Source organism: Chryseobacterium paludis (assembly GCF_025403485.1).
Classification (GTDB): Bacteria; Bacteroidota; Bacteroidia; order Flavobacteriales; family Weeksellaceae; genus Chryseobacterium; species Chryseobacterium paludis.
Window position 1 is genome coordinate 1 of sequence record NZ_CP099966.1, and the last position, 20,408, is coordinate 20,408.

17 protein-coding genes are annotated in these 20,408 nt (G+C 34.5%); 14 read left to right on the plus strand and 3 right to left on the minus strand.

What is annotated here, in order from left to right; all coding sequences use genetic code 11:
- The 5 genes from dnaA to NG806_RS00025 all read left to right on the plus strand — a co-directional run bounded on the left by dnaA (position 1) and on the right by NG806_RS00025 (position 3,742).
- Complete coding sequence (gene dnaA / locus NG806_RS00005; protein WP_214833607.1) at positions 1–1,455, plus strand: chromosomal replication initiator protein DnaA; 1,455 nt, start codon at positions 1–3, stop codon at positions 1,453–1,455.
- Positions 1,456–1,560: 105 nt separating this feature from the next.
- Positions 1,561–2,010, plus strand: a complete 450-nt coding sequence (locus tag NG806_RS00010; protein WP_261511462.1) for a low molecular weight protein-tyrosine-phosphatase — start codon at positions 1,561–1,563, stop codon at positions 2,008–2,010.
- 1 nt (position 2,011) lies between these two features.
- Positions 2,012–2,512: a Cif family virulence factor gene (locus tag NG806_RS00015; protein ID WP_261511463.1), complete on the plus strand. Its 501-nt coding sequence runs from the start codon at positions 2,012–2,014 to the stop codon at positions 2,510–2,512.
- A 4-nt stretch (positions 2,513–2,516) separates the two neighbouring features.
- The gene (locus NG806_RS00020) at positions 2,517–3,215 is read left to right on the plus strand and encodes an SAM-dependent methyltransferase (protein WP_214833598.1); all 699 of its coding nucleotides are present in this window, start codon (positions 2,517–2,519) and stop codon (positions 3,213–3,215) included.
- Positions 3,216–3,364: 149 nt separating this feature from the next.
- A complete protein-coding gene (locus tag NG806_RS00025) occupies positions 3,365–3,742 on the plus strand; it encodes a hypothetical protein (protein WP_214833596.1) in 378 nt (125 codons plus the stop codon).
- 50 nt (positions 3,743–3,792) lie between these two features.
- Here the strand turns inward: NG806_RS00025 and NG806_RS00030 are convergent, their stop codons facing one another.
- Entirely contained in the window at positions 3,793–4,656 is an 864-nt protein-coding gene (locus NG806_RS00030) for a DUF4349 domain-containing protein (RefSeq protein WP_261511464.1), read from the minus strand.
- A gap of 158 nt (positions 4,657–4,814) precedes the next feature.
- Between NG806_RS00030 and NG806_RS00035 the strand changes: the two genes are divergently transcribed.
- The gene (locus NG806_RS00035) at positions 4,815–5,882 is read left to right on the plus strand and encodes a DUF2891 domain-containing protein (RefSeq protein ID WP_214833590.1); all 1,068 of its coding nucleotides are present in this window, start codon (positions 4,815–4,817) and stop codon (positions 5,880–5,882) included.
- Here the strand turns inward: NG806_RS00035 and NG806_RS00040 are convergent.
- Positions 5,879–6,352, minus strand: coding sequence for an Mpo1 family 2-hydroxy fatty acid dioxygenase (locus tag NG806_RS00040; protein ID WP_214833587.1), 474 nt, complete (start codon positions 6,350–6,352; stop codon positions 5,879–5,881). The two genes, NG806_RS00035 and NG806_RS00040, sit on opposite strands and share 4 nt — an antisense overlap.
- 70 nt (positions 6,353–6,422) lie before the next feature.
- On the opposite strand from NG806_RS00040, the gene NG806_RS00045 reads away from it, so the two are divergent.
- From NG806_RS00045 to NG806_RS00070, 6 genes are all read left to right on the plus strand, one after another.
- A complete protein-coding gene (locus NG806_RS00045; protein ID WP_261511465.1) occupies positions 6,423–7,268 on the plus strand; it encodes a helix-turn-helix domain-containing protein in 846 nt (281 codons plus the stop codon).
- 88 nt (positions 7,269–7,356) lie between these two features.
- Entirely contained in the window at positions 7,357–8,667 is a 1,311-nt protein-coding gene (locus tag NG806_RS00050; RefSeq protein WP_261511466.1) for a TolC family protein, read from the plus strand.
- 24 nt (positions 8,668–8,691) lie between these two features.
- On the plus strand, positions 8,692–9,807 hold the full coding sequence (locus NG806_RS00055) for an HlyD family secretion protein (protein ID WP_261511467.1): 1,116 nt from the start codon (positions 8,692–8,694) through the stop codon (positions 9,805–9,807).
- A gap of 81 nt (positions 9,808–9,888) precedes the next feature.
- Complete coding sequence (locus NG806_RS00060; protein WP_261511468.1) at positions 9,889–11,481, plus strand: efflux MFS transporter permease; 1,593 nt, start codon at positions 9,889–9,891, stop codon at positions 11,479–11,481.
- A 268-nt stretch (positions 11,482–11,749) separates the two neighbouring features.
- A complete protein-coding gene (locus NG806_RS00065) occupies positions 11,750–12,559 on the plus strand; it encodes a siderophore-interacting protein (protein WP_214833501.1) in 810 nt (269 codons plus the stop codon).
- Between the two features lie 253 nt (positions 12,560–12,812).
- Positions 12,813–13,517 carry a class I SAM-dependent methyltransferase gene (locus NG806_RS00070; protein ID WP_261511469.1) on the plus strand — a complete coding sequence of 235 codons (705 nt, stop codon included), beginning with the start codon at positions 12,813–12,815 and terminating at the stop codon, positions 13,515–13,517.
- Between the two features lie 155 nt (positions 13,518–13,672).
- Here the strand turns inward: NG806_RS00070 and metG are convergent, their stop codons facing one another.
- On the minus strand, positions 13,673–15,709 hold the full coding sequence (metG, locus tag NG806_RS00075; protein ID WP_214833494.1) for a methionine--tRNA ligase: 2,037 nt from the start codon (positions 15,707–15,709) through the stop codon (positions 13,673–13,675).
- A gap of 335 nt (positions 15,710–16,044) precedes the next feature.
- On the opposite strand from metG, the gene NG806_RS00080 reads away from it, so the two are divergent.
- Entirely contained in the window at positions 16,045–18,792 is a 2,748-nt protein-coding gene (locus NG806_RS00080; RefSeq protein ID WP_214833491.1) for a SusC/RagA family TonB-linked outer membrane protein, read from the plus strand.
- Positions 18,793–18,803: 11 nt separating this feature from the next.
- Positions 18,804–20,402, plus strand: a complete 1,599-nt coding sequence (locus NG806_RS00085; RefSeq protein ID WP_214833488.1) for a RagB/SusD family nutrient uptake outer membrane protein — start codon at positions 18,804–18,806, stop codon at positions 20,400–20,402.
- Positions 20,403–20,408: the final 6 nt, after the last annotated feature.

Here is a 20,408-nt window from a genome sequence, read left to right on the forward strand (position 1 = left end):
ATGGATGAAAATTTAATGATGATATGGCAGAAGTGCCTTCAGTTTATGCGTGACAATCTTAACGCAGCTGAAGATAATTCTGATTTGAAAAAACTTGAAAAGTCTTTCGACTTACTGTTTGATAAAGTGCAGCCAATCTCTTTGGTTGACAACAATCTTACATTAATGGTGCCGAGTGATTTTTACAAGGAATATATAGAAGATAATTACCTATCTTTACTTTCTGCTGCCCTGAAGAAAAATATAGGAAAAGGAGTTAAATTATGGTATTCAGTAATGGAAAATAAGCCTAATGGTTTAGAAAAACCCGTTACAATGAACATGAAAGGAAAGAGTGTTCCTACTCCGAAAATGCAGGAAACAATGCCGCAGGGTTTTTCATCCAATATTGTTAATCCTTTTGTAGTACCCGGAATTAAAAAAGTAAATATAGATTCTAATCTGAAATCAGATTTTTCTTTTGATAATTACGTAGAGGGAGAGAGTAATAAATTTGCAGCTACAGTAGCAAGATCTATTGCAAAAAGACCTGGAGCAACAGCTTTTAATCCATTATTTTTATATGGTGGATATGGGGTAGGGAAAACCCACTTAGGACAAGCAGTAGGTTTGGAAGTTAAAAGCCAGTTTCCGGATAAAGTAGTACTTTATCTGTCTTCTGAAAAATTTATTCAGCAGTTTATATCGGCAGCTAAAGCTCATAAACAAACTGAATTTGCAAACTTTTACCAAATGGTAGATGTTTTAATTATTGATGATATTCAGTTTCTTTCTGGGAAATCAGCTACTCAAGATAGTTTCTTCCATATTTTTGATTATTTACATCAAAATGGAAAGCAGATCATTCTGACTTCTGATAAGGCACCTGTAGATATTATGGATATTCAGGATAGAATTGTTTCCCGCTTTAAATGGGGACTTTCAGCAGAGATCAAATCTCCGGATCTTGATACCAGAAGAAAAATTATTGTTGATAAATTAAGCAGAGACGGAATTGTTCTTACAGAAGATATGCTTGATTTCTTAGCTGCAGAAGCTAAAACCAATGTAAGAGAACTTATTGGAGTAATCAACTCAGTAATTGCCTATTCCACAATATATAAATCTGATCTAAGTCTAGAATTATTAAAAGATACGATCAACAAGATTGCTGCTAATCAGAAAAAAATCATCAATATTCCTTATATTCAGGAGATTGTATGCGATTATTTTGGTATTAAAAGAGAGCAGCTACTTTCTAAGACAAGAAAAAGAGAAATTGCTCTTCCAAGACAGTTAGCTATGTATTTTGCTAAAGAATTTACGAATGCCACATTTACTAAAATTGGTGAAGAGATGGGAGGCAAAGATCATTCAACTGTAATGTATGCGTGCGAAACAATAAAAGATGTTTCAAAGATCGATAAAGAAGTGAAAAAATACGTAAAGGAACTTACTGAAAGAATAAAGCATTAAATAATTTAATTTGATATAAAGAAAAATGAAGGATAGAATTATTCTTCATTTTTTGTTTAATTTTGTTTCTTACGTTACTACTCATAAACAGATACATTTATTCACATGAAAATATTGATGGTATGCTTAGGGAATATATGCAGAAGCCCTTTGGCAGAAGGAATTATGAAGACAAAACTTCCGGACGGCTTTTTTGTAGATTCCGTTGGGACTATTTCAATGCATGAAGGGGAGCACCCGGATAAGCGGGCAATAAAAACAGCCTCAAATCACGGAATTGATATTTCAAAACAAAGGTCGAGACCCATTTCAAATGCTGATTTTGAAAAATTTGATATAATCTATTGCATGGATATTGATATTTATGGAGATGTTATTTCTAAAGCTAAAAATGAAGAGCAGAGACAGAAAATATTTTTATTTTTAGAAGCGGCTGGAAATCATAAAGATGCAGAAGTGCCCGATCCATATTGGGGTGATATGAATGATTTTGAAGATGTATACCAGCTTTTGGATCAAGCCTGTAATATGATAAGTAAGCAAATTTTAAGTTAATATGAAATATATTTTTCTACTATTTATTTTAAGTTCCAGTATATTCTTTGCTCAAACTAAAGATGAGGTTGCCATTCGAAAAGTGATGAATGATTTTATGGAATGCATCAAAAACAGAAATGAAGAAAAGTTTCTTTCCCTATTTCAGGAACCAGTACTTTGGACTGGAATATATACGGACAGAACTCAAGCAAAACGTCTGGAGAAAAATCCTCAGGCTGAAGCTTATTTCTCTGATAATTATAAAACTTTTATTGCTGGATTTAAAGATGATAAATCAGAAGAGAAATTTGATCATATTAAAATTATTGAAGATGGATCAATCGCTTCGGCAAACTTTGACTATAGTTTCTGGTATGATGAAAAAATGAGCAATTGGGGAAAAGAGATCTGGACACTGATGAAGATCAAAGGTATCTGGAAAATTACTTCAGTTTCATTTTCCATGGACTTAACAAAATATTACCCACAACCTTCACTAAAAGAAAGAACCCAAAAATAATATAATGCTTTTTTTACTTCCTGCCTATTTATCAGAAAATACACCGCTTAGTCATTTTTCACCTGTGATGAATGATTATATCATGCAGACCGATTACTTTTTTGTGGAAAATGAAAAGACTGCCCGAAAAGTTATTAAGTTTTTCGCTCCCGATAAAAAGCAGTCAGATCTTAAACTGTTTTTACTGGATAAATATACTCAGAATGCAGATATAAAAGATGCTCAGGAATTGATGCTTAAAGGTCAGGATTTTGGACTGCTTTCCGAAGCTGGACTCCCTTGTATCGCTGACCCTGGAAACCTTGTTGTAAAATGGTGTCATGAGAAAAATATTAGGGTATTACCTATTTCTGGACCATCTTCTATTATTTTGGCTTTAATTTCCAGTGGGTTTAACGGTCAGGAGTTTTCCTTTAATGGATATCTTCCAATTGAAAAAGGAGAAAAAAAGAAACAGATCCTGCATTTAGAAAGTCTTGTACAGAAAACAGGTTACTCTCAAATTTTTATGGAAACACCATATCGGAATAATCCTCTTTTTGAAGATCTGTGCAAATTTTTATCTCCTCATACAAAACTCTGTATTGCAGCTAATATTAATGATCCGGAGCATGAGTTCATTCTGACAAAAACGATCAAGGAATGGCAAAAATTAAAACCGGAACTTCATAAAATTCCCGCTGTATTTGTTTTAGGAAAATAGTTGTCATTGCGAGCCGAAAGGCGAATAAATCTCATGAGAAACTTTACGGTTGTTCTTCTGTTAAATAGACAAGAGAATTATTTAACATGCATTAACGCACCCTTTGCATTATTGTTGTTTGACCTAGCATAACTTTAAAAAATTAAATTATGTCAGACAAGAAATTAGCAGGAATCTGGATAGATACTGAAAAAGCCATCGTAGTGAAAAACCATGATGCACAAAATGCCTTTAAATTTTTTCTTTGTAATCCCGTAAAAGCTGAGAAACAGCATGGGAACTCCAGTGAGAATGCTGGTAATAATGCTGAAAAAACCAATAGAGTAAAGTTTTTCAAAGAAGTTGAGCATTTATTGACCAATTCTCAGGAGGTCTATATTACAGGACCTGGAATTGTTCAGGAGGAGCTAAAACATTATCTGCATGATACGGCTCAATTCAGAGATCTGAAAATTACCTTAGATACCTCGCAACAGATGTCAGATGAAAAAGTATTGGAAACTGTAAAAGATTATTTCAATGCCTAGACCTTTTAATCAATAAAAATCCGAATATGAATTTCATATTCGGATTTTGTTTATTTTTTTCTTCTTCCTTTCCATTTTCTCCACAAGAATATAATTAAAGGGATCGTTAAAAAGAATGGCCAAAATGAGATTAGACCTAATATGAAACTTATAAAACTATTCCATCCTTGAGTAATAGAATCTCCAAAACGACTTCCAAATCCTATTTGTGATGTAGTTGAGCTTCTTACCTTCTCTTTATACAGACTTAAGTTTAATGTGCTGTAATTTACCCGGTCATCGATAAAACGAAGTTTTCCTTCTGCAACATCTATTTCATCCTCTAAACCACGAATTTTTTCCTGAATCTCAAGCATATCTTTTGTAGTAGATGCACCCTTAAGCAGATCACGGTATTTTTCAAGATAAATTTTCTTATTTGCTAATTTTATGGAAACATCTGTATACTCTTCAGTGACATCTTCCGATGAAATATTTTTTGATAATACTGAACCCATACCACTCGAAAGAGAATTGATGAGGGCATCAAAACTTTTATGTGGAACACGTATGGTAAGGTCTAAATTCTCGTCTACGTCTGAGTTTCTAAAGTTTTCAGTCTGAATATAGGCTTTGTTTTTCTTTAAGATTTCATTCACCTGACCCTGAGATTTTTTAATATCTCCAACCTGAATGCGCATATCTCCATTTTTAATAATTTTCTTAGAAATAGTATCTGATCTTTTGGAAGAGTTTTCTCTTTTTTGTTCTTGAGAGGGTGGAGGTGGAGGTGGAGGTTCATTTTCAGAAGGAATGTTTTTATCTTCCTGTAAGACTTCCATCAGGTCAGCTTTGGCCTCATGTTGGACAACACCATCAGATTTACTGCAATGTATAAGTAGTAGGCAAAATAAAGGAAGGATAGGGTTTTTCATTAGTAAGTTTTTATGTATCCTATCAAAAACTATGCTTGAAAATTACAGATTGACTTAATTTTTTAAATAAAAATTTGGATTAAAGATTAATGCTTATAAAATTGATATTTGAACTGGTCAGGGTTATTAAGATTCAAATTATTTCTTATTTTTATTCAATGAAAAAAAGTCTTTTAGTATTTATATGTGCTCCATTTTTCTTGTATGCCCAAGAGATTCCAAAGTTAACGGATGATATCGCATTAAAACTCGCGGATAAACCGCTTCACTGTATCAATCAGGAATATCCCAATAAAACAGCACACATCATTAACAACGAAACGGAGGTACCTTTAAGTCCAAAAAATCTACATCCAAGTTTTTATGGCTGTTTCGATTGGCATAGCTCTGTTCATGGGCATTGGATGTTGGTAAGGTTACTAAAGACAAAACCCAATCTATCGAACGCAAAAGAAATCGAAAAGATCCTTGATGGTTCTTTTCAAAAAGAAAATTTACAGTCTGAAGCTGATTACTTTACAAAATATCAATTGACAACTACTTTTGAAAGAACATATGGTTGGGGGTGGTTACTGAAGTTAGATGAAGAGTTGATGACCTGGAATCACCCAAAAGCTAAGATCTGGCACGAAAATCTAAAACCTTTAACTGATCAGATCCTAAAATCCTGGAAAACCTTTCTGCCAAAACAAACCTATCCTAACCGTACTGGTGTTCATCCAAACACTGCCTTTGCAATGGCTTTTGCCATAGATTGGGCAAGAGCAAGTAAAGATAAAGATTTTGAAAATCAACTTTTAGAAAAAGCCAGATATTTCTATTTAGCTGATGAGAAGACACCTGCCTATCTGGAGCCTGATGGCTCGGATTTCTTTTCTCCAAGTCTTGAAATTGCTGATCTGATGAGACGTGTTCTGCCACAAAAGGAATTTGTAAAATGGTTAAATAATTTCTACGAAAAAAGAAGCCTTGAGAATGTTGAAAAGATTCCTGTTGTCAGTGATTTAACCGATTATCAAACGATTCATTTAGTGGGGTTATCTTTTTCAAAAGCATGGTGTATGAAAGGAATAGCAAAAGCACTTCCCGATGGTAATCCTTTAAAAAAGGACTTTGCTAAAACAGCGGATAAATTCTTAGCCAATGGATTGCCTTTGTTATTTCAGGGGAATTATGGTGGCGATCACTGGCTTGCAAGCTTTGCAGTATATGCACTAGAAGATTAATATTTTATTCCTGTTTTTTTTAAAATAAAGGTCAAAAGCCAGATAGGACCCATTAAAAGGAATTGAAGATCTTTTACGAATGAAGGTTTTTTGCCTTCTATTTTATGTCCTAAAAAACGTAAAATCCATGTGATGATAAATATTGAAAGATAAATGATCCATGAGCTTTTCCAAAAATGAATATTGACAGTGTATACCAAATGTTCCATCAATATCATTATAATAAGCATAATAAAGCTGATCAGTAAAGATAATCTCAGGTAAAATACAGTAACCAGAACTACAGCAATGATGCTTATAATACTGATACAGCCAAAGTAAGGAGAGCACATATGTGGTGATGGAATAAGAGAAACAAAACCTAATATAGTCCAGAAAATTAAAGGAACACACATCCAATGGATCAATTTATTGGTTTTGTTTTTGTGGCTCTTACAATATTCTGCAAAGAAAAGATCTATCTTTCTCATGATGTGGATTTGGATCATACTAAATTAATAAAATTTTGCAACCGTCCAAGAGATTGAATAAATTTGCTATATGTCTGCATTAGAAAAATTTGGTGTTGAAATTTTTACACAACATAATATTTTTGAAAGAATTTCTGCCGAAAAGCCTTTTCGTCCGGATAATCCTGCATTTATTTTTATAAAAAGCGGAACGATAAAACTTCGCCAGCATTTTAGTGATTTAGAGCTTACTCCGAATATGTTCATGGTGACAGATCCACAAACTGTTTATGAAATGGTATCAGTAAGTGAAAATTTTCAATCCAGAATGGTTTCCTACAAAAGAGAATTCATTTCTGCTCTGTCATTAAAGTTTAATCGCTTAATTGCCTATCGCTACTTTAGACAACAAATGAACAAAGGGGTTCCTTTTCAGGAAGATGAAATGGAAATGGTATGGAAAAGCGTAAACTTCCTTAAATATATACTCGATTCTGATACTGAAATGATGTACAAAAAGGAAATTGTAGAGCATCTGTTCTCTGTTTTTTGCTATCAGATGGCGGGAATTATTTCTAAGGAGGACAGCAATTCTATGGGGCAAATGTCAAGACAGGAAGAGATTGTTTTTGTTTTTTTAAATGATCTTGCAGAAAATCATCAACAAGATAGAAGTGTGGAGTTTTATGCCGAACGACAGTCGATTACAACCAGACATCTTTCATCAGTCGTGAAGTCGATTACCGGAAAGTCTGCAAGTCAGATAATCGCACTGATAGTACTTAATGAAGCTAAAGTTCTTTTGAATTCCTCTAAAAGGCCGGTTTCAGAGATTTCAAGTATTCTTGGATTTAGTGATCAATACTCATTTTCCCATTTTTTTAAAAAACATTTAGAAGTAAGTCCCAGCCAATACAGGAATCAGTTTGAAAGCTAAATCCTACATTTGAACATCTTTTTCCAAAAATCAAGCATTTGTTTGATTTACTTACCACCGTAACTTTGCCTTTGTAAAACAAGGTAAAATGATAAATAATGTAAAAACAGCACTATCAATTCTGATAGCGATATTTCCTACGCTGTTTTTTTCACAGCAGGTGAAACAGATGACAGCAAATGAAGTTGCTGAACTGGCACTTCAAAATCATCAGCAGTTAAAAGTTTCGGCTCACAATATAAATATTGCGAAGCAGCAGACTGATATTACAAAACTTCAAAAGCTACCTAATATTACAGCTTCTACAAGTCAGTTTTATTTAGGTGATGCGGTTGCAATTGATAAAGATTTTTCCAACTCAACCAATATTCCGATGCCTCATTACGGTAGCTCATACGCTGTACAGGCTACTCAACTGATATTTAAAGGCGGTTTGGTGAATAAGTCTATAGAGTTGGCCGGACTTCGTGAGCAACTTTCTGAATTAGATTTAGAGAAAAATAAGCAGGATGTTAAACTTTTAGTGATATCCAATTATCTCGATGTTTATAAGATCCTTAATCAGGAATCCGTTTTCCAAAATAATAAAAAGTTGGCTCAGGAACGTTTAAAGAATATTCAAAAATTCTACCAACAGGGTATGGTAACTAGAAATGAGGTGATCCGTAGTGAGTTGGCAATAAAAAATTTAGATCAGGGGATTTTAACATTGGTCAACAATAGAAAGATCCTTAACTATAATTTAAATATTGCCCTAGGTTTAACCGCTGATACTGAAATTATTCCCATTGAGAGTTTAGCGAGTAAAGAAGTAGGAATTGGAATGGATTATTATGTAGACCTGGCCCATAATAGCAATCCACAGCTAAAATCTGCAAAAACCAATATTGATATGGCCAGTAAAAACATTGAAATTATAAAAACAGATCAGCTTCCTACATTATCTGGTTTTGGAGGTTATACGCTACAAAGGCCGATTACTACAAGAAATCCTGTTTTGGATATGTATTCCGGAGGTTGGCAGGCAGGTGTTTCTTTAAGTTATAATATTGATAATCTTTATAAAACTAAAGAGAAAATTAAGCTTGGAGAAATACAAAAAAACCAGGCAGATGACAGCATGACTTTAGTTCAGCAGAATATAGATATGGGGGTAAATGCTGCCTACGTAAAATATCAGGAATCGATTCAGCAGGCAGATATCCTTAATGATGCTAAACAATTAGCAGAAGAAAACTATAAAATAACTGAAGCTAAATACTTAAACCAGCTTGCGGTACAGGCGGAAATGATCGATGCTCAAAATCAAAAGTTACAGTCAGAATTGGATTTTGCGAATGCTGAGATCAATGTTTTATATCAATACTATAATCTTTTGAAATCGACAGGAACACTTTAATTTTTAAAACTGAAAATCAAGATAATGGAAAACAAGGAACAACAAAATACACAACCGGCTTCTACAGCATCAAGTGTAGTAGCTAAGAAAAAAGAATCGAGGAAAAATAAAATAAGAGCAATTATCTCTAACATCATTGTATTCCTGGTAATAGGTTTTGGATTATTCTGGCTGGTTAGGGAATATTTTCACATTGGAGATAAGAGTTATACAGAAGCAGCTCAGGTGGAAGAATTTATCAATCCTATTAATACCAGAGTTTCAGCATATATTAAAGAAATAAAATTCATTGAACACCAACAGGTAAAAAAGGGCGATACTTTAGTTATTTTAGATAAGAATGAAATCATAACACAGTTAGGACAGGCGGAAGCTGCCTATCAGAATGCCTTGGCACAACGTTCAGCGACAAGTTCATCAGTTAATACGGTTTCCAATAACGTAAATGTAATGCAGTCTAATATTGCAGGAGCGAAAGCCAGATTGTGGAATGCTGAACAGAATTTAAACAGATATAAAAACCTTTTAGCTTCTGAAGCGGTAACAAGACAACAGTTTGATCAGGTAAAAACGGAGTATGATGCCCAAAAAGCAGCTTATGAAACGTTAGTTAATCAAAAACAATCAGCTAACCTTTCTACAACCGAGGTTAAAAGCAAATTAGGAATTAATGATGCTGAAATAAAAAGAACAAAATCTGCCTTAGATATGGCGAGAATAAATCTTTCTTACACTGTAATTACGGCTCCTTATGATGGGGTAATGGGAAGAAGGACAATCTCCGAGGGTCAATTAATTCAGCCGGGACAACAGGTAGCGACCATCGTATTAAATGGTCAAAAATGGGTAACGGCTAACTTTCTGGAAAGTCAGATGCCCCATATTAAGATCGGAGAAAAGATGATGATGACTGCTGATGCATTAGGCGGACAAAAATTTGAAGGAATAGTCACAGCAGTTTCAGCAGCTACGGGATCCCGATATTCAAATGTTCCTACAGATAATTCTACAGGTAATTTTATTAAAGTTCAGCAGAGAATTCCGGTTAGAATAGAATTTACAGCCTCTAATAAAAAAGAAGACATCAGTAAGCTCAGCGCCGGAATGAATATGAATGTGAATATTGATGTGAAAGATTAAAAAATTGAAGGATGAAAATTAAAATTGTAAAGAGTTTTTTTCAACATTCCACCATCAATTTTCAACTTTAAAAATATAAATATGTACAACAAAGGTTTATATCATGACTGGGTTCCAAAACCGGTTCAGCTTCTGCTTATTGTGCTGCTATTAGCTGTGGTAATGCCATTGGGTGGAGTGTACACTGGTAATATCAGTTATCTCGTTGGTGGTACCGGAGCCCTTTCAGAATATTTTATTTGGGCGAACTATGCCACAACGATAGGAATGGGGGCTTGTATGCCGGTAGTTCTTAGAATGAAGATGAGATTCAAGGTCCGTGACAAGATTGTTTTAATCCTTGTTCTCTTGGGATTATTGAGCTATGTGAATGCAACAACCTTACAACCAATGGTAATGGTAATCACTGCTTTGATCATTGGATTTTTAAAAATGATGGTGACCATTGAACTGTTCTTGCCATTAATGGCAATGATAGGAAACCGCGGTGTATTTTATGGAGCCTTTTATACCTTCGTTTTGATGATGAATCAGATTGCAAGCTATTATGCAGTAGAGGTTTCTATATTGTATAACTGGCAACATTTCTACATTATTGTAGCAGTCTTATGTTTTATATTAGCGTTGATACACTGGATTTTTATGCACGATAAATATTTTGCTCTTAAAGTTCCATTGCATTATATTGATTGGTTGAGTATTTTACTTTTTGTTTCCACATTCATGTTTTCAGCTTATGTGTATTCATTTGGAAAACAACAGGACTGGTGGAATTCCTCCAAAATAATGAATGCCAGTATTGGTGCTTTTGTAAGTTTTGCATTATTGGCAATCCGTCAGTTAACGTTAAAAAGACCTTATTTGTCATTCACCATATTCAAAAGAAATAATGTGCAAAATGGATTGTTTATGTTGTTTTGGCTTGGGATGTTTTTAGGTACAACGACCTTACAAAATACCTTTGCAGTAGGTGTTTTAGGATATGATCAGTTAACCAATGCCTGGCTTAATATTCTGATGATTCCGGGAATTATATTGGCTGGACTCATTGCTATTTTTTGGTTTAAAAAAGAAAAACCACTCAAAATGTTTATTTTCTCTGGGTTTTCTGCTATGGTAGGATATGCAATGATCATGTACTTTTCCATGGTGCTGGAGTTTAGTTATGAAAGATGGTATCTTCCTATGTTTTTAAAAGGCTATGGAATGTGTTCGTTATTCATTTCTGTTTGGTTTTATACTTTGGATAAATTAGAACTTGATGATATGCTCGCGGCCATAGGTCTTGTATTGGTTTGGAGAACTTTCCTCGCTGTTGGTCTTTTCTCTGCAATCTATTCTTGGTTTCAATATCATTTTCAAGTTGTGGCAATTGGGGATCTGGCTGTTTACATCGATGGCATGACAATAAGTCCGCAAACTCTGGCCGGAAATATGAAAACAGTCCAACTCAATGCGATCATTATTGCAGGCAAAAAAATATTCGGCTGTATTGTTTTGATTGGTTTTGGGGTATTAGCCTATGTCCTGACACACCATTTTGGAAAAGAACGTTTTCAGTATTTGAGATTTATCAGAATGCTTAGTGGAAAATCAGTTATTGCAAGAAGAAGATTGAGAGAACGTAAACAATTATTAGAAGAAATAAAAGATGCGGCAGGTCCTGCCATCTGAAGATACCTTGTTTTTCACTAGTAAAACCCCGGACTTTTTTAAGCTGGGGTTTTACGTTTTTCTAGTGTATCATAAAAAACAACGAATTAGCTGTGATGAATAATTTTATATAATATTATTTTTATTTAGACGTAATAAAAATAATATTTAAGTACATTTGCATTGCTCAAAGCAAAGGGTTAATGAAGACAATTATAATTATTCATTTTCATTTATTAAAGGGCTTCATGTATTTATTGAAGCTACATCTAATTTTAAAATTTCAGTTATGACTAAAATTCAAACCGGGCAGATTGTTGCAGAAGTCACTAAAAAAGAGTACATAACACCACATTTTATCAGGGTATATCTCCATTCGGAAGATGTTTTACAATTTAAAGATACCACCATCGGGGATAACAATAAAATTGCCATTCCTCCAGAGGAATTGAATGAAATTTACTTTCCAGATTGGGACGGTCATCAGTGGATCCATCCTTCGAAAGAGGTAGCACCATCCATCCGAACGTATACCCATCGTGGGATTAATTTTAAGACCAATGAGCTATTTATTGATTTTGTGGATCATGGTGACGGTGGCCCCGCTTCAAAATGGGCGAGAGATGCAGAGAAAGGTTCAAAATTAGGAATAATGATGCGCACAGAGAGGAAAGAATTGTATCCCCAGGTCGATTGGTATTTTCTGATTGGTGATGGTACGGCAATCCCGGTTTTAAGTGCTATTTTAGAAACCCTTGCGGAAACGGCAAAAGGAGTTTGCGTGATTGAGGTTCATGGAAAAGAAGACGAGCAAAAAATAGAAACTAAAGCTGATATTGAGTTTATATGGGTTCATAATCCCGATTCTCATTTAGGAAATAACCTGACTGAAACGGTGAGAAATGTAGTGATTCCCGAAACCTCAAAATTTGGATATCTCGCTTGTGAACTGTCAACAGTAAAAGAAATTCGTTCTTATTTCAGAAAAGAAAAAAATTGGAAACAATCGGAGCTGTATGCATATTCCTATTGGAAGGCTGGTGTGGCTCAGGATGAATCACAAACTGAACGCCGAAAAGAAATGAATTCAGATCAATAAATAGAGCCTAGACATTACATTCGGGTTTTTTAATGACAGACATTTTTTCTTTTTAGATCATAATAAGGAGCTTTTTCCCGCTATCCACTTATACTCCTCGCTCCAAACCATTCCCATCCTTTGCTGCGGGGTAACCGTTACTATCGGGGCTATAAAGTTATTGCGGATATAAGCTTCTGCCAATATCTGTAATAATATATCCTGTATTTATTTTTCAAGTCAAACCCGTATCTTTGCCCCATTAAAAATAGCTATGAAAGATTTAATGGGTAAGGCGATCTGGGACTATTATCACAATGACAATCCTGAAGATTTGCAAACTGAAACCTCGATTTCTGAACTCGATGAACTTCCGGTAGAATATCTTTTCAGAGATTTTGAAGAGATGAATGATCTCGAACAGAAAGCTCTGGAATTAGCTCATGGAAAAATTTTGGATATTGGTGCAGGAGCAGGTTCACATACTTTGTATCTTCAGAACGAAAGAAATCTGGATGTTGTAGCATTGGATATTTCGCCAAAATCTGTTGAGGTTTGTAAACTCAGAGGAATTAAAAATGCTGTTTGTAAAAATATGCTTGACTTCACTGAAGGAACTTTTGGCACGGTTTTACTGTTAATGAATGGAACCGGAATATTTGGGAGCCTGGCCGAAATCGATACCTACCTTCAAAAATTACGATCTTTGCTTAACGATAACGGACAAATCTTAATTGATAGTACAGATATTCTATATATGTTCGATAGAGATGAGGATGGTGGAATATACATTCCTGCAGAAGGGTATTATGGAGAATTAGATTATGTGGTTCATTACAAAGAAGAATCAGAGGAGCCTATAAAATGGTTGTATCTTGATTTTCAAACGCTAAAAAACGCTGCAGAGAATAATGGATTTGCCATTGAAAAAGTAATGCAGGACGAGGATGCCTATTTAGCTAGATTAACAAAAAAGTAAAACGTTTTGACATTGCAAACAAAGCGAAGCAACCTCAAATTGAAAAATAAATAATTTAGATTTGATGATGAGATTGCTTCGTTCCTCGCAATGGCGGAAGAAAATAAAAAAGACGCATGGAACTCCATGCGTCTTTTTATTATAAATAGAGCTGATTATCCTATTTCGATACCATTTTCAACATTGCTGTCGTCTGGAGTAACGAAAGATAATTTACCGTCTGGTTTTGTCGTTAATAATAACATTCCCTGAGATTCAATTCCACGGATCTTTCTTGGTGCAAGATTTAATAGGATCATTACCTGCTTTCCAATCAGTTCTTCCGGACTAAAGCTTTCTGCAATCCCTGAAACTACTGTTCTTACATCAACCCCTGTGTCAACGGTAAGCTTTAATAATTTATCTGCTTTCTCTACTTTTTCAGCTTCAGTGATCGTAGCTGTTCTAAGGTCCATTTTTGTAAAGTCGTCAAAAGTAATTTCCTCTTTCATTGGTTTTGCGTTAGGGTTTGTCTTCTTATTATTTTGTTTCGTATTTTCAAGCTTCTGAATTTGAGCCTCAATAACATCATCTTCTATTTTTGAGAAAAGAAGTGATGATTCATTAATTGTATGTCCGGTTTCAATTAAAACAGATTTTGTTTCAACATCATTCCAGCTCAATTTTTGAACATTAAACATATTCAATAACTTTTCAGAACTGAAAGGCATAAACGGTTCACATAACTGAGCTAAAGCTACAGCAATCTGAGCACCAACAAATAATGAATGTGCTGCTTTTTCAGGATTATCCTTAATGGTTTTCCAAGGTTCTTCAGTCTGAAGATATTGGTTTCCAAAACGAGCCAAATTCATTAATGCTGTCAAAGAATTTCTGAATTCATAGTTTTCCAGAAAAGCTGAAATTTCCTTAGCAGATTTATTTATTTCCTTTAATTCAGAAGTATTTACATCTCCCTGTGGAACAACTCCATTATAATATTTATGGATAAGAACAGCAACTCTGTTAATGAAGTTACCAAAAATTCCAACCAGTTCAGAATTGTTTTTCGTCTGGAAATCTTTCCAGGTAAAGTTATTATCTTTGGTTTCAGGAGCTGAAGAAAGCAATGCGTATCTTAAAACATCCTGTTGCCCCGGAAATTCTTCAACATATTCATGAGCCCAAACTGCCCAGTTTCTTGACGTTGAAATCTTATCATTTTCAAGATTCAGGAATTCAAATGCCGGAACGTTTTTCGGCATAATATAATTTCCATGAGCTTTCATCATCGCCGGAAAAATAATACAATGGAAAACAATATTATCTTTTCCAATGAAGTGTACCAGATCACTGTTCTCACTTTGCCAGTAATCTTTCCAGTCTTTTCCATTTTTCTCAGCCCATTCTTTGGTAAAAGAAATATATCCGATCGGTGCATCAAACCATACATATAATACTTTTCCTTCAGCATTCGGAAGTGGAACCGGAACACCCCAGTTTAAATCTCTGGTCATTGCACGAGGTTTTAAACCATCATTCAGCCATGATTTTACCTGTCCGTATACATTGGGTTTCCAGTCGTCTTTGTGACCTTCAATGATCCATTCATTCAAGAAATCTTCATATTCATTTAAAGGAAGATACCAGTTTTTGGTTTCTTTAAGAATTGGTACATTTCCACTTAACATTGATTTTGGATTGATCAGTTCTGAAGGAGAAAGGGTAGAACCACATCTCTCACACTGGTCTCCATACGCATTTTCATTCCCACAATTCGGGCATGTTCCAACGATATATCGGTCAGCTAAAAATTCATTAGCCTGTTCATCAAAATATTGTTCTGAAACCTCCTCAGTAAATTTTCCCTTCTCATAAAGAGTCTTAAAAAAATCCTGACTGGTCTCATAATGTTTTTTGGAAGTCGTTCTGGAATATTCATCAAATGAAATTCCCAGATCTGAAAAAGACTTTTTAATGATCTCATGGTACTTGTCCACAATATCCTGAGGACTAACTCCTTCTTTCTTAGCTCTTATGGTAATAGGAATTCCGTGTTCATCTGAACCACAGATAAACGCTACATCTTTTCCTGATCTTCTTTGAAATCTTGCGTAAACATCCGCAGGAATATAAACACCTGCCAAATGCCCTATATGAACCGGTCCGTTTGCATAAGGCAAAGCTGCCGTAATCATCTTTCTGTTTGACATTTATAGTAATAATTTAACTACAAATATACGGAATATCTCTCGAAAATTTGTGATAGTCTGCAAACATTACCTTCAATAAGGCCTTAAATACAAAACAAATATTACAATTTGTTAAACGGTTGTTTAACTTTATATTAAATGTAGAATATTATTATGCATGACATACGACTGTGTAAGTAAATGGAAAGCAGATATCTAATCTTTGGAGGTCGTTCAATTTACATAAAATTATCTGAATTTTTATTAAATTTATGATAATTATATTTTTTTTATAAATTGCAAAGCTGGCTTTCTACCAGTATTACTACAGAAACGAAACTAAAAAAAACAATATTTTGAGAAATTTTACAACAGTATTAAAAATTGCGCCTGCCTTTTTACTAGCTGGTACAATGGTTTATGCACAAGACTCTGTTACTAAAGAAAAGAAAATAGAGGAAGTTGTATTGATTGGATATGGAAAGCAGAAGAAATCAGATCTTACAGGTTCCATAACTTCAGTATCTTCAAAAGATTTCAACGGAGGTGCTACATCCGCAGGCCAGCTGATACAAGGGAAGACTCCAGGTGTACAAATTACGAATAATAGTGGTGCTCCCGGATCTGGAACAGCGATAAGAATTAGGGGAACGGCTTCTTTAAATGGTAATAACTCACCACTCATCGTTATTGATGGTGTTCCACAGGACTTTGTGGGAGTTAATGGTGCAGCTGATCCTTTATCATTGATCAACCCAAATGATATTGAAACATTTGATATTTTAAAAGATGCATCCGCAACAGCTATTTATGGTAACCGTGCAACTAATGGTGTTATCTTAATAACCACAAAGAAAGGAACTGCAGGTAGATTCAGAGTTAATTTCTCTACGGTTGCTTCGGTTTCTACAAAAATGGGGAATGTAGATGTTTTAGATGCTAACCAGTTCAGGGATTTTGTAAATACCTATGCTCCTGCAGGGTATAAAACGAAACTAGGGAATGCAAATACGAACTGGCAAGATCAAATTTATCAGGCAGCATGGGGTACAGATAATAACATTGCATTATCGGGTGGAATCAAAGGCTTGCCATACCGTTTATCACTTGGTTATAACGAGCAGAATGGTATTGTAAAAACCAATTCGTTTAGAAGGACATCGGTAGGCTTGAATTTAAACCCCAAGTTTTTTGATAATCACTTATCCGTAAATGTAAGTACAAAAGGAACTTTTACTGATAACCGATTCGTAGATGGTGGTGTGATTAAAACAGCAACTTATTTCGATCCCACACAACCTGTGTATTCAGGGAATTCTAATTTTGGAGGGTATTATGAATGGCTTGATGCCGGATCTGTAAATGGTACGAATGTAAATGCTAACTCAAATCCATTAGGAATGATTAATGGAATTCATGATGTTTCATCAGTTTTAAGAGGATTAGGAAATATCCAGTTAGATTATAAATTTCATTTTCTGCCAGACTTACATTTTAATGTAAATGCTGGTTATGATTATACCAGAAGTGACGGACAGAAAAAAGTAAGTGCACTGTACAGACCCGGAGTGAACGATATGGGAAGTTCTACCATCTTTAGAATGGAGAAAAAGAATAAGCTATTGGAAACTTATTTTAATTACGTTAAAAATATTTCTTCAATTAATACGGGAGTTGATGTTACTGCAGGTTATTCATACCAGGATTTTCGAACTATTATTCCCGGATCTATCAATTACAAAGGAAATGCCCCAACCAAAATTAATAATGATTTTGAAACCCAAAATACATTAATATCTTTTTATGGAAGAGCAATATTTACTATAGCAAACAAATACATTGTTTCAGGATCTATAAGAAGAGATGGATCTTCGCGTTTTTTTAATGGAACAAGAGATAATTTATGGGGTAACTTCCCAGGAGTATCGGTAGCTTGGAAGTTAAATGAAGAGAGCTTTATCAAAAGTGTTTCTTCAATAAGTACCTTGAAACTAAGAGCAGGTTGGGGGAAAACAGGACAGCAGGAGTTACCTGGGTTAGATGGCAATAAACCATTCAATTATCCGGCTTATGCAGCATATAATCCAAGTAATGATGGTGCTTACTATCAATTTGGTAATCAATACTATTACATGTTTAGACCTAATATTTATAATCCTAATCTTACTTGGGAAACAACAACAACTAAGAATTTAGGAATAGATTATGGATTTTTAAATAATAGAATCTTTGGTTCCATAGATTTGTTCCAGAAGGATACTGAAAAGTTACTGGTTCTTTCTCCAATTGCTGCAGGAGACTTAAGTAATCAAAACCTACTTAATGTAGGAAATATGAAAAATAAAGGAATTGAAGGGAGTATTACTGTAATTCCTATTAAAAATCAGAATACCACTTGGGAGGTCAATTTTAATGCAACTCATTATAAACCGGAGGTCACTAATCTTCTGGAAAGAGCTGATGCAAGTTTTAATATTCCTGTCGGAGGAATCGAGGGTGGATCAGGAAATACCATTCAGGCTCATGCTGTAGGGTATGCACCAAATGCTTTCTGGGTTTATCAACAGGTTTACGACAACAACGGAAAGCCTTTGAATGGAGCATATGTTGATAGAAATGGTGATGGAATAATAAATACTTCAGATAAGTATTATTATAAATCTACAACACCCGATGCAATTTTAGGATTCTCTACCAAAGTTTCTTATAAAGATTGGGATTTTGGATTAAGCGCAAGAGCAGTATTAGGTAATTATGTTTATAATAATGCAGCTTCAAACAGTTCATTGCAGTCAGCATCTACAAATGAATATTTACAAAATGTATATTCAACAGCACCTGCTTATCAATTTTCACTACCCCAATATTTTTCAGATATATATGTGGAAAATGCTTCATTCTTAAGATTAGACAATATTAATGTCGGATATAATTTTGGAGAAGTATTCTCTAAAGGAAGTAGTTTAAGAGTGTATGGTATGGCACAGAATGTTTTTGTGATTACAAAATATTCTGGGATTGATCCCGAGGTTTTCAACGGGATAGACAATGGTTATTATCAAATGCCTAGAATTTATTCATTGGGTCTTAATTTTCAATTTTAATTAGTAGTAAGATGAAATCAAATAGAAATTTTAAAAATATATTTTTAACAGCGTCCGTTATCGGATTGCTATCTGTGACGTCATGTGTTAATGATCTTGAAAGAGAGCCTATTACAGATGCCACTTCTGCAAATGTTTATAAGGATTTTGGAAATTATCCTAATATTCTGGCAAAATTGTATGGTGGACTTGCTATGGGTGGTCAGGTAAGTGGAGATGGAGCAAACTATCCTGATACTGATATCAATGGTATTAATGGTGGTTTTTCTCAGTATACAAGATTGATGTATACTATGAATGTTATATCTACCGATGAAGCCGTAATCGCATGGAATGATGGTAACCTGCATACCATCCATAAGATGACCTGGGATTCTTCAAATGAGTTTATCGCAGCATTATATTATAGAATTTTTACAGAAATTGCTTTTTGTAACGAATTCTTGAGAAATGTAACAGATGAAAAATTAGCGGAGAATAATATTACGGGGGATAATTTAGCTCAGGCAAAATATATGCGTACTGAAGCAAGATTTTTAAGAGCACAATCTTATTACCACGCATTAGATATGTTTGGAAATGTACCTTTCGTAAAAGAAGATTACCTTCCGGGATCTACAAACCCACCTCAAAGAATTGAAAGGGCGGCTTTGTTTAATTTTGTTGAACAGGAATTATTGGCTTGTAGCAATGATTTGAAAGATCCAAAGGCAAATGCTTATGGAAGAGCAGACAAAGCAGCAGCCTGGTCATTATTGGCAAGATTGTATCTTAATGCGTCTGTATACACAGGAACACAAAGAAATAATGACTGTATCACATATTGTAATAAAGTGATAGCTGCTGGTTATTCTTTAAAACCTAAATACGGAGATTTATTTCTTGCAGACAATAATGTAAATAATCCTGAAGCTATTTTTACGGTTAACTTTGATGGTGTTAATACACAAACCAATGGTGGAACTACCTATTTGGTTCATGCTGCTATCGGAGGGTCAATGCAGGCTGTAAATTATGGTGTTAATGGCGGCTGGGGTGGTCTTAGAACTACAAAAGCATTTGTTGCTAAATTTCCGGCGAATGGTGCTGATAAGAGAGGTAATTTCTTTACCACAGATCAAAATCTTGAAATTAATGATTTAGGTTCATTTAATGATGGTTATGCTTTTGTCAAGTTTAAAAATATTAAAAGTAATGGTGTTGCCGGAGCAGACAAAACATGGGTTGAGGCTGATATTCCATTATACCGTTTAGCAGATATTTATTTAATGTATGCTGAAGCTACCCTTAGAGGGGGAAGTGGAAATATTGCTACAGCAGTTGGTTATATTAACCAATTAAGAGAGAGAGCTTACGAAAATACCAGTGGAAATGTTACTTCTATTAATTTAGATTTTATTTTGGATGAAAGATCCAGAGAATTATCGTGGGAGATGACCAGAAGAACTGATCTTATTCGTTTCGGAAGATATACTACAGGAGATTATTTATGGCCTTGGAAAGGAAATATAAAAGATGGAAAAGCAGTTGAAAGCTTTAGAAATCTTTTCCCAATTCCTGCAAAAGATCTTGTAGCTAATCCAAACCTGATTCAAAACCCTGGTTATTAATTTAAA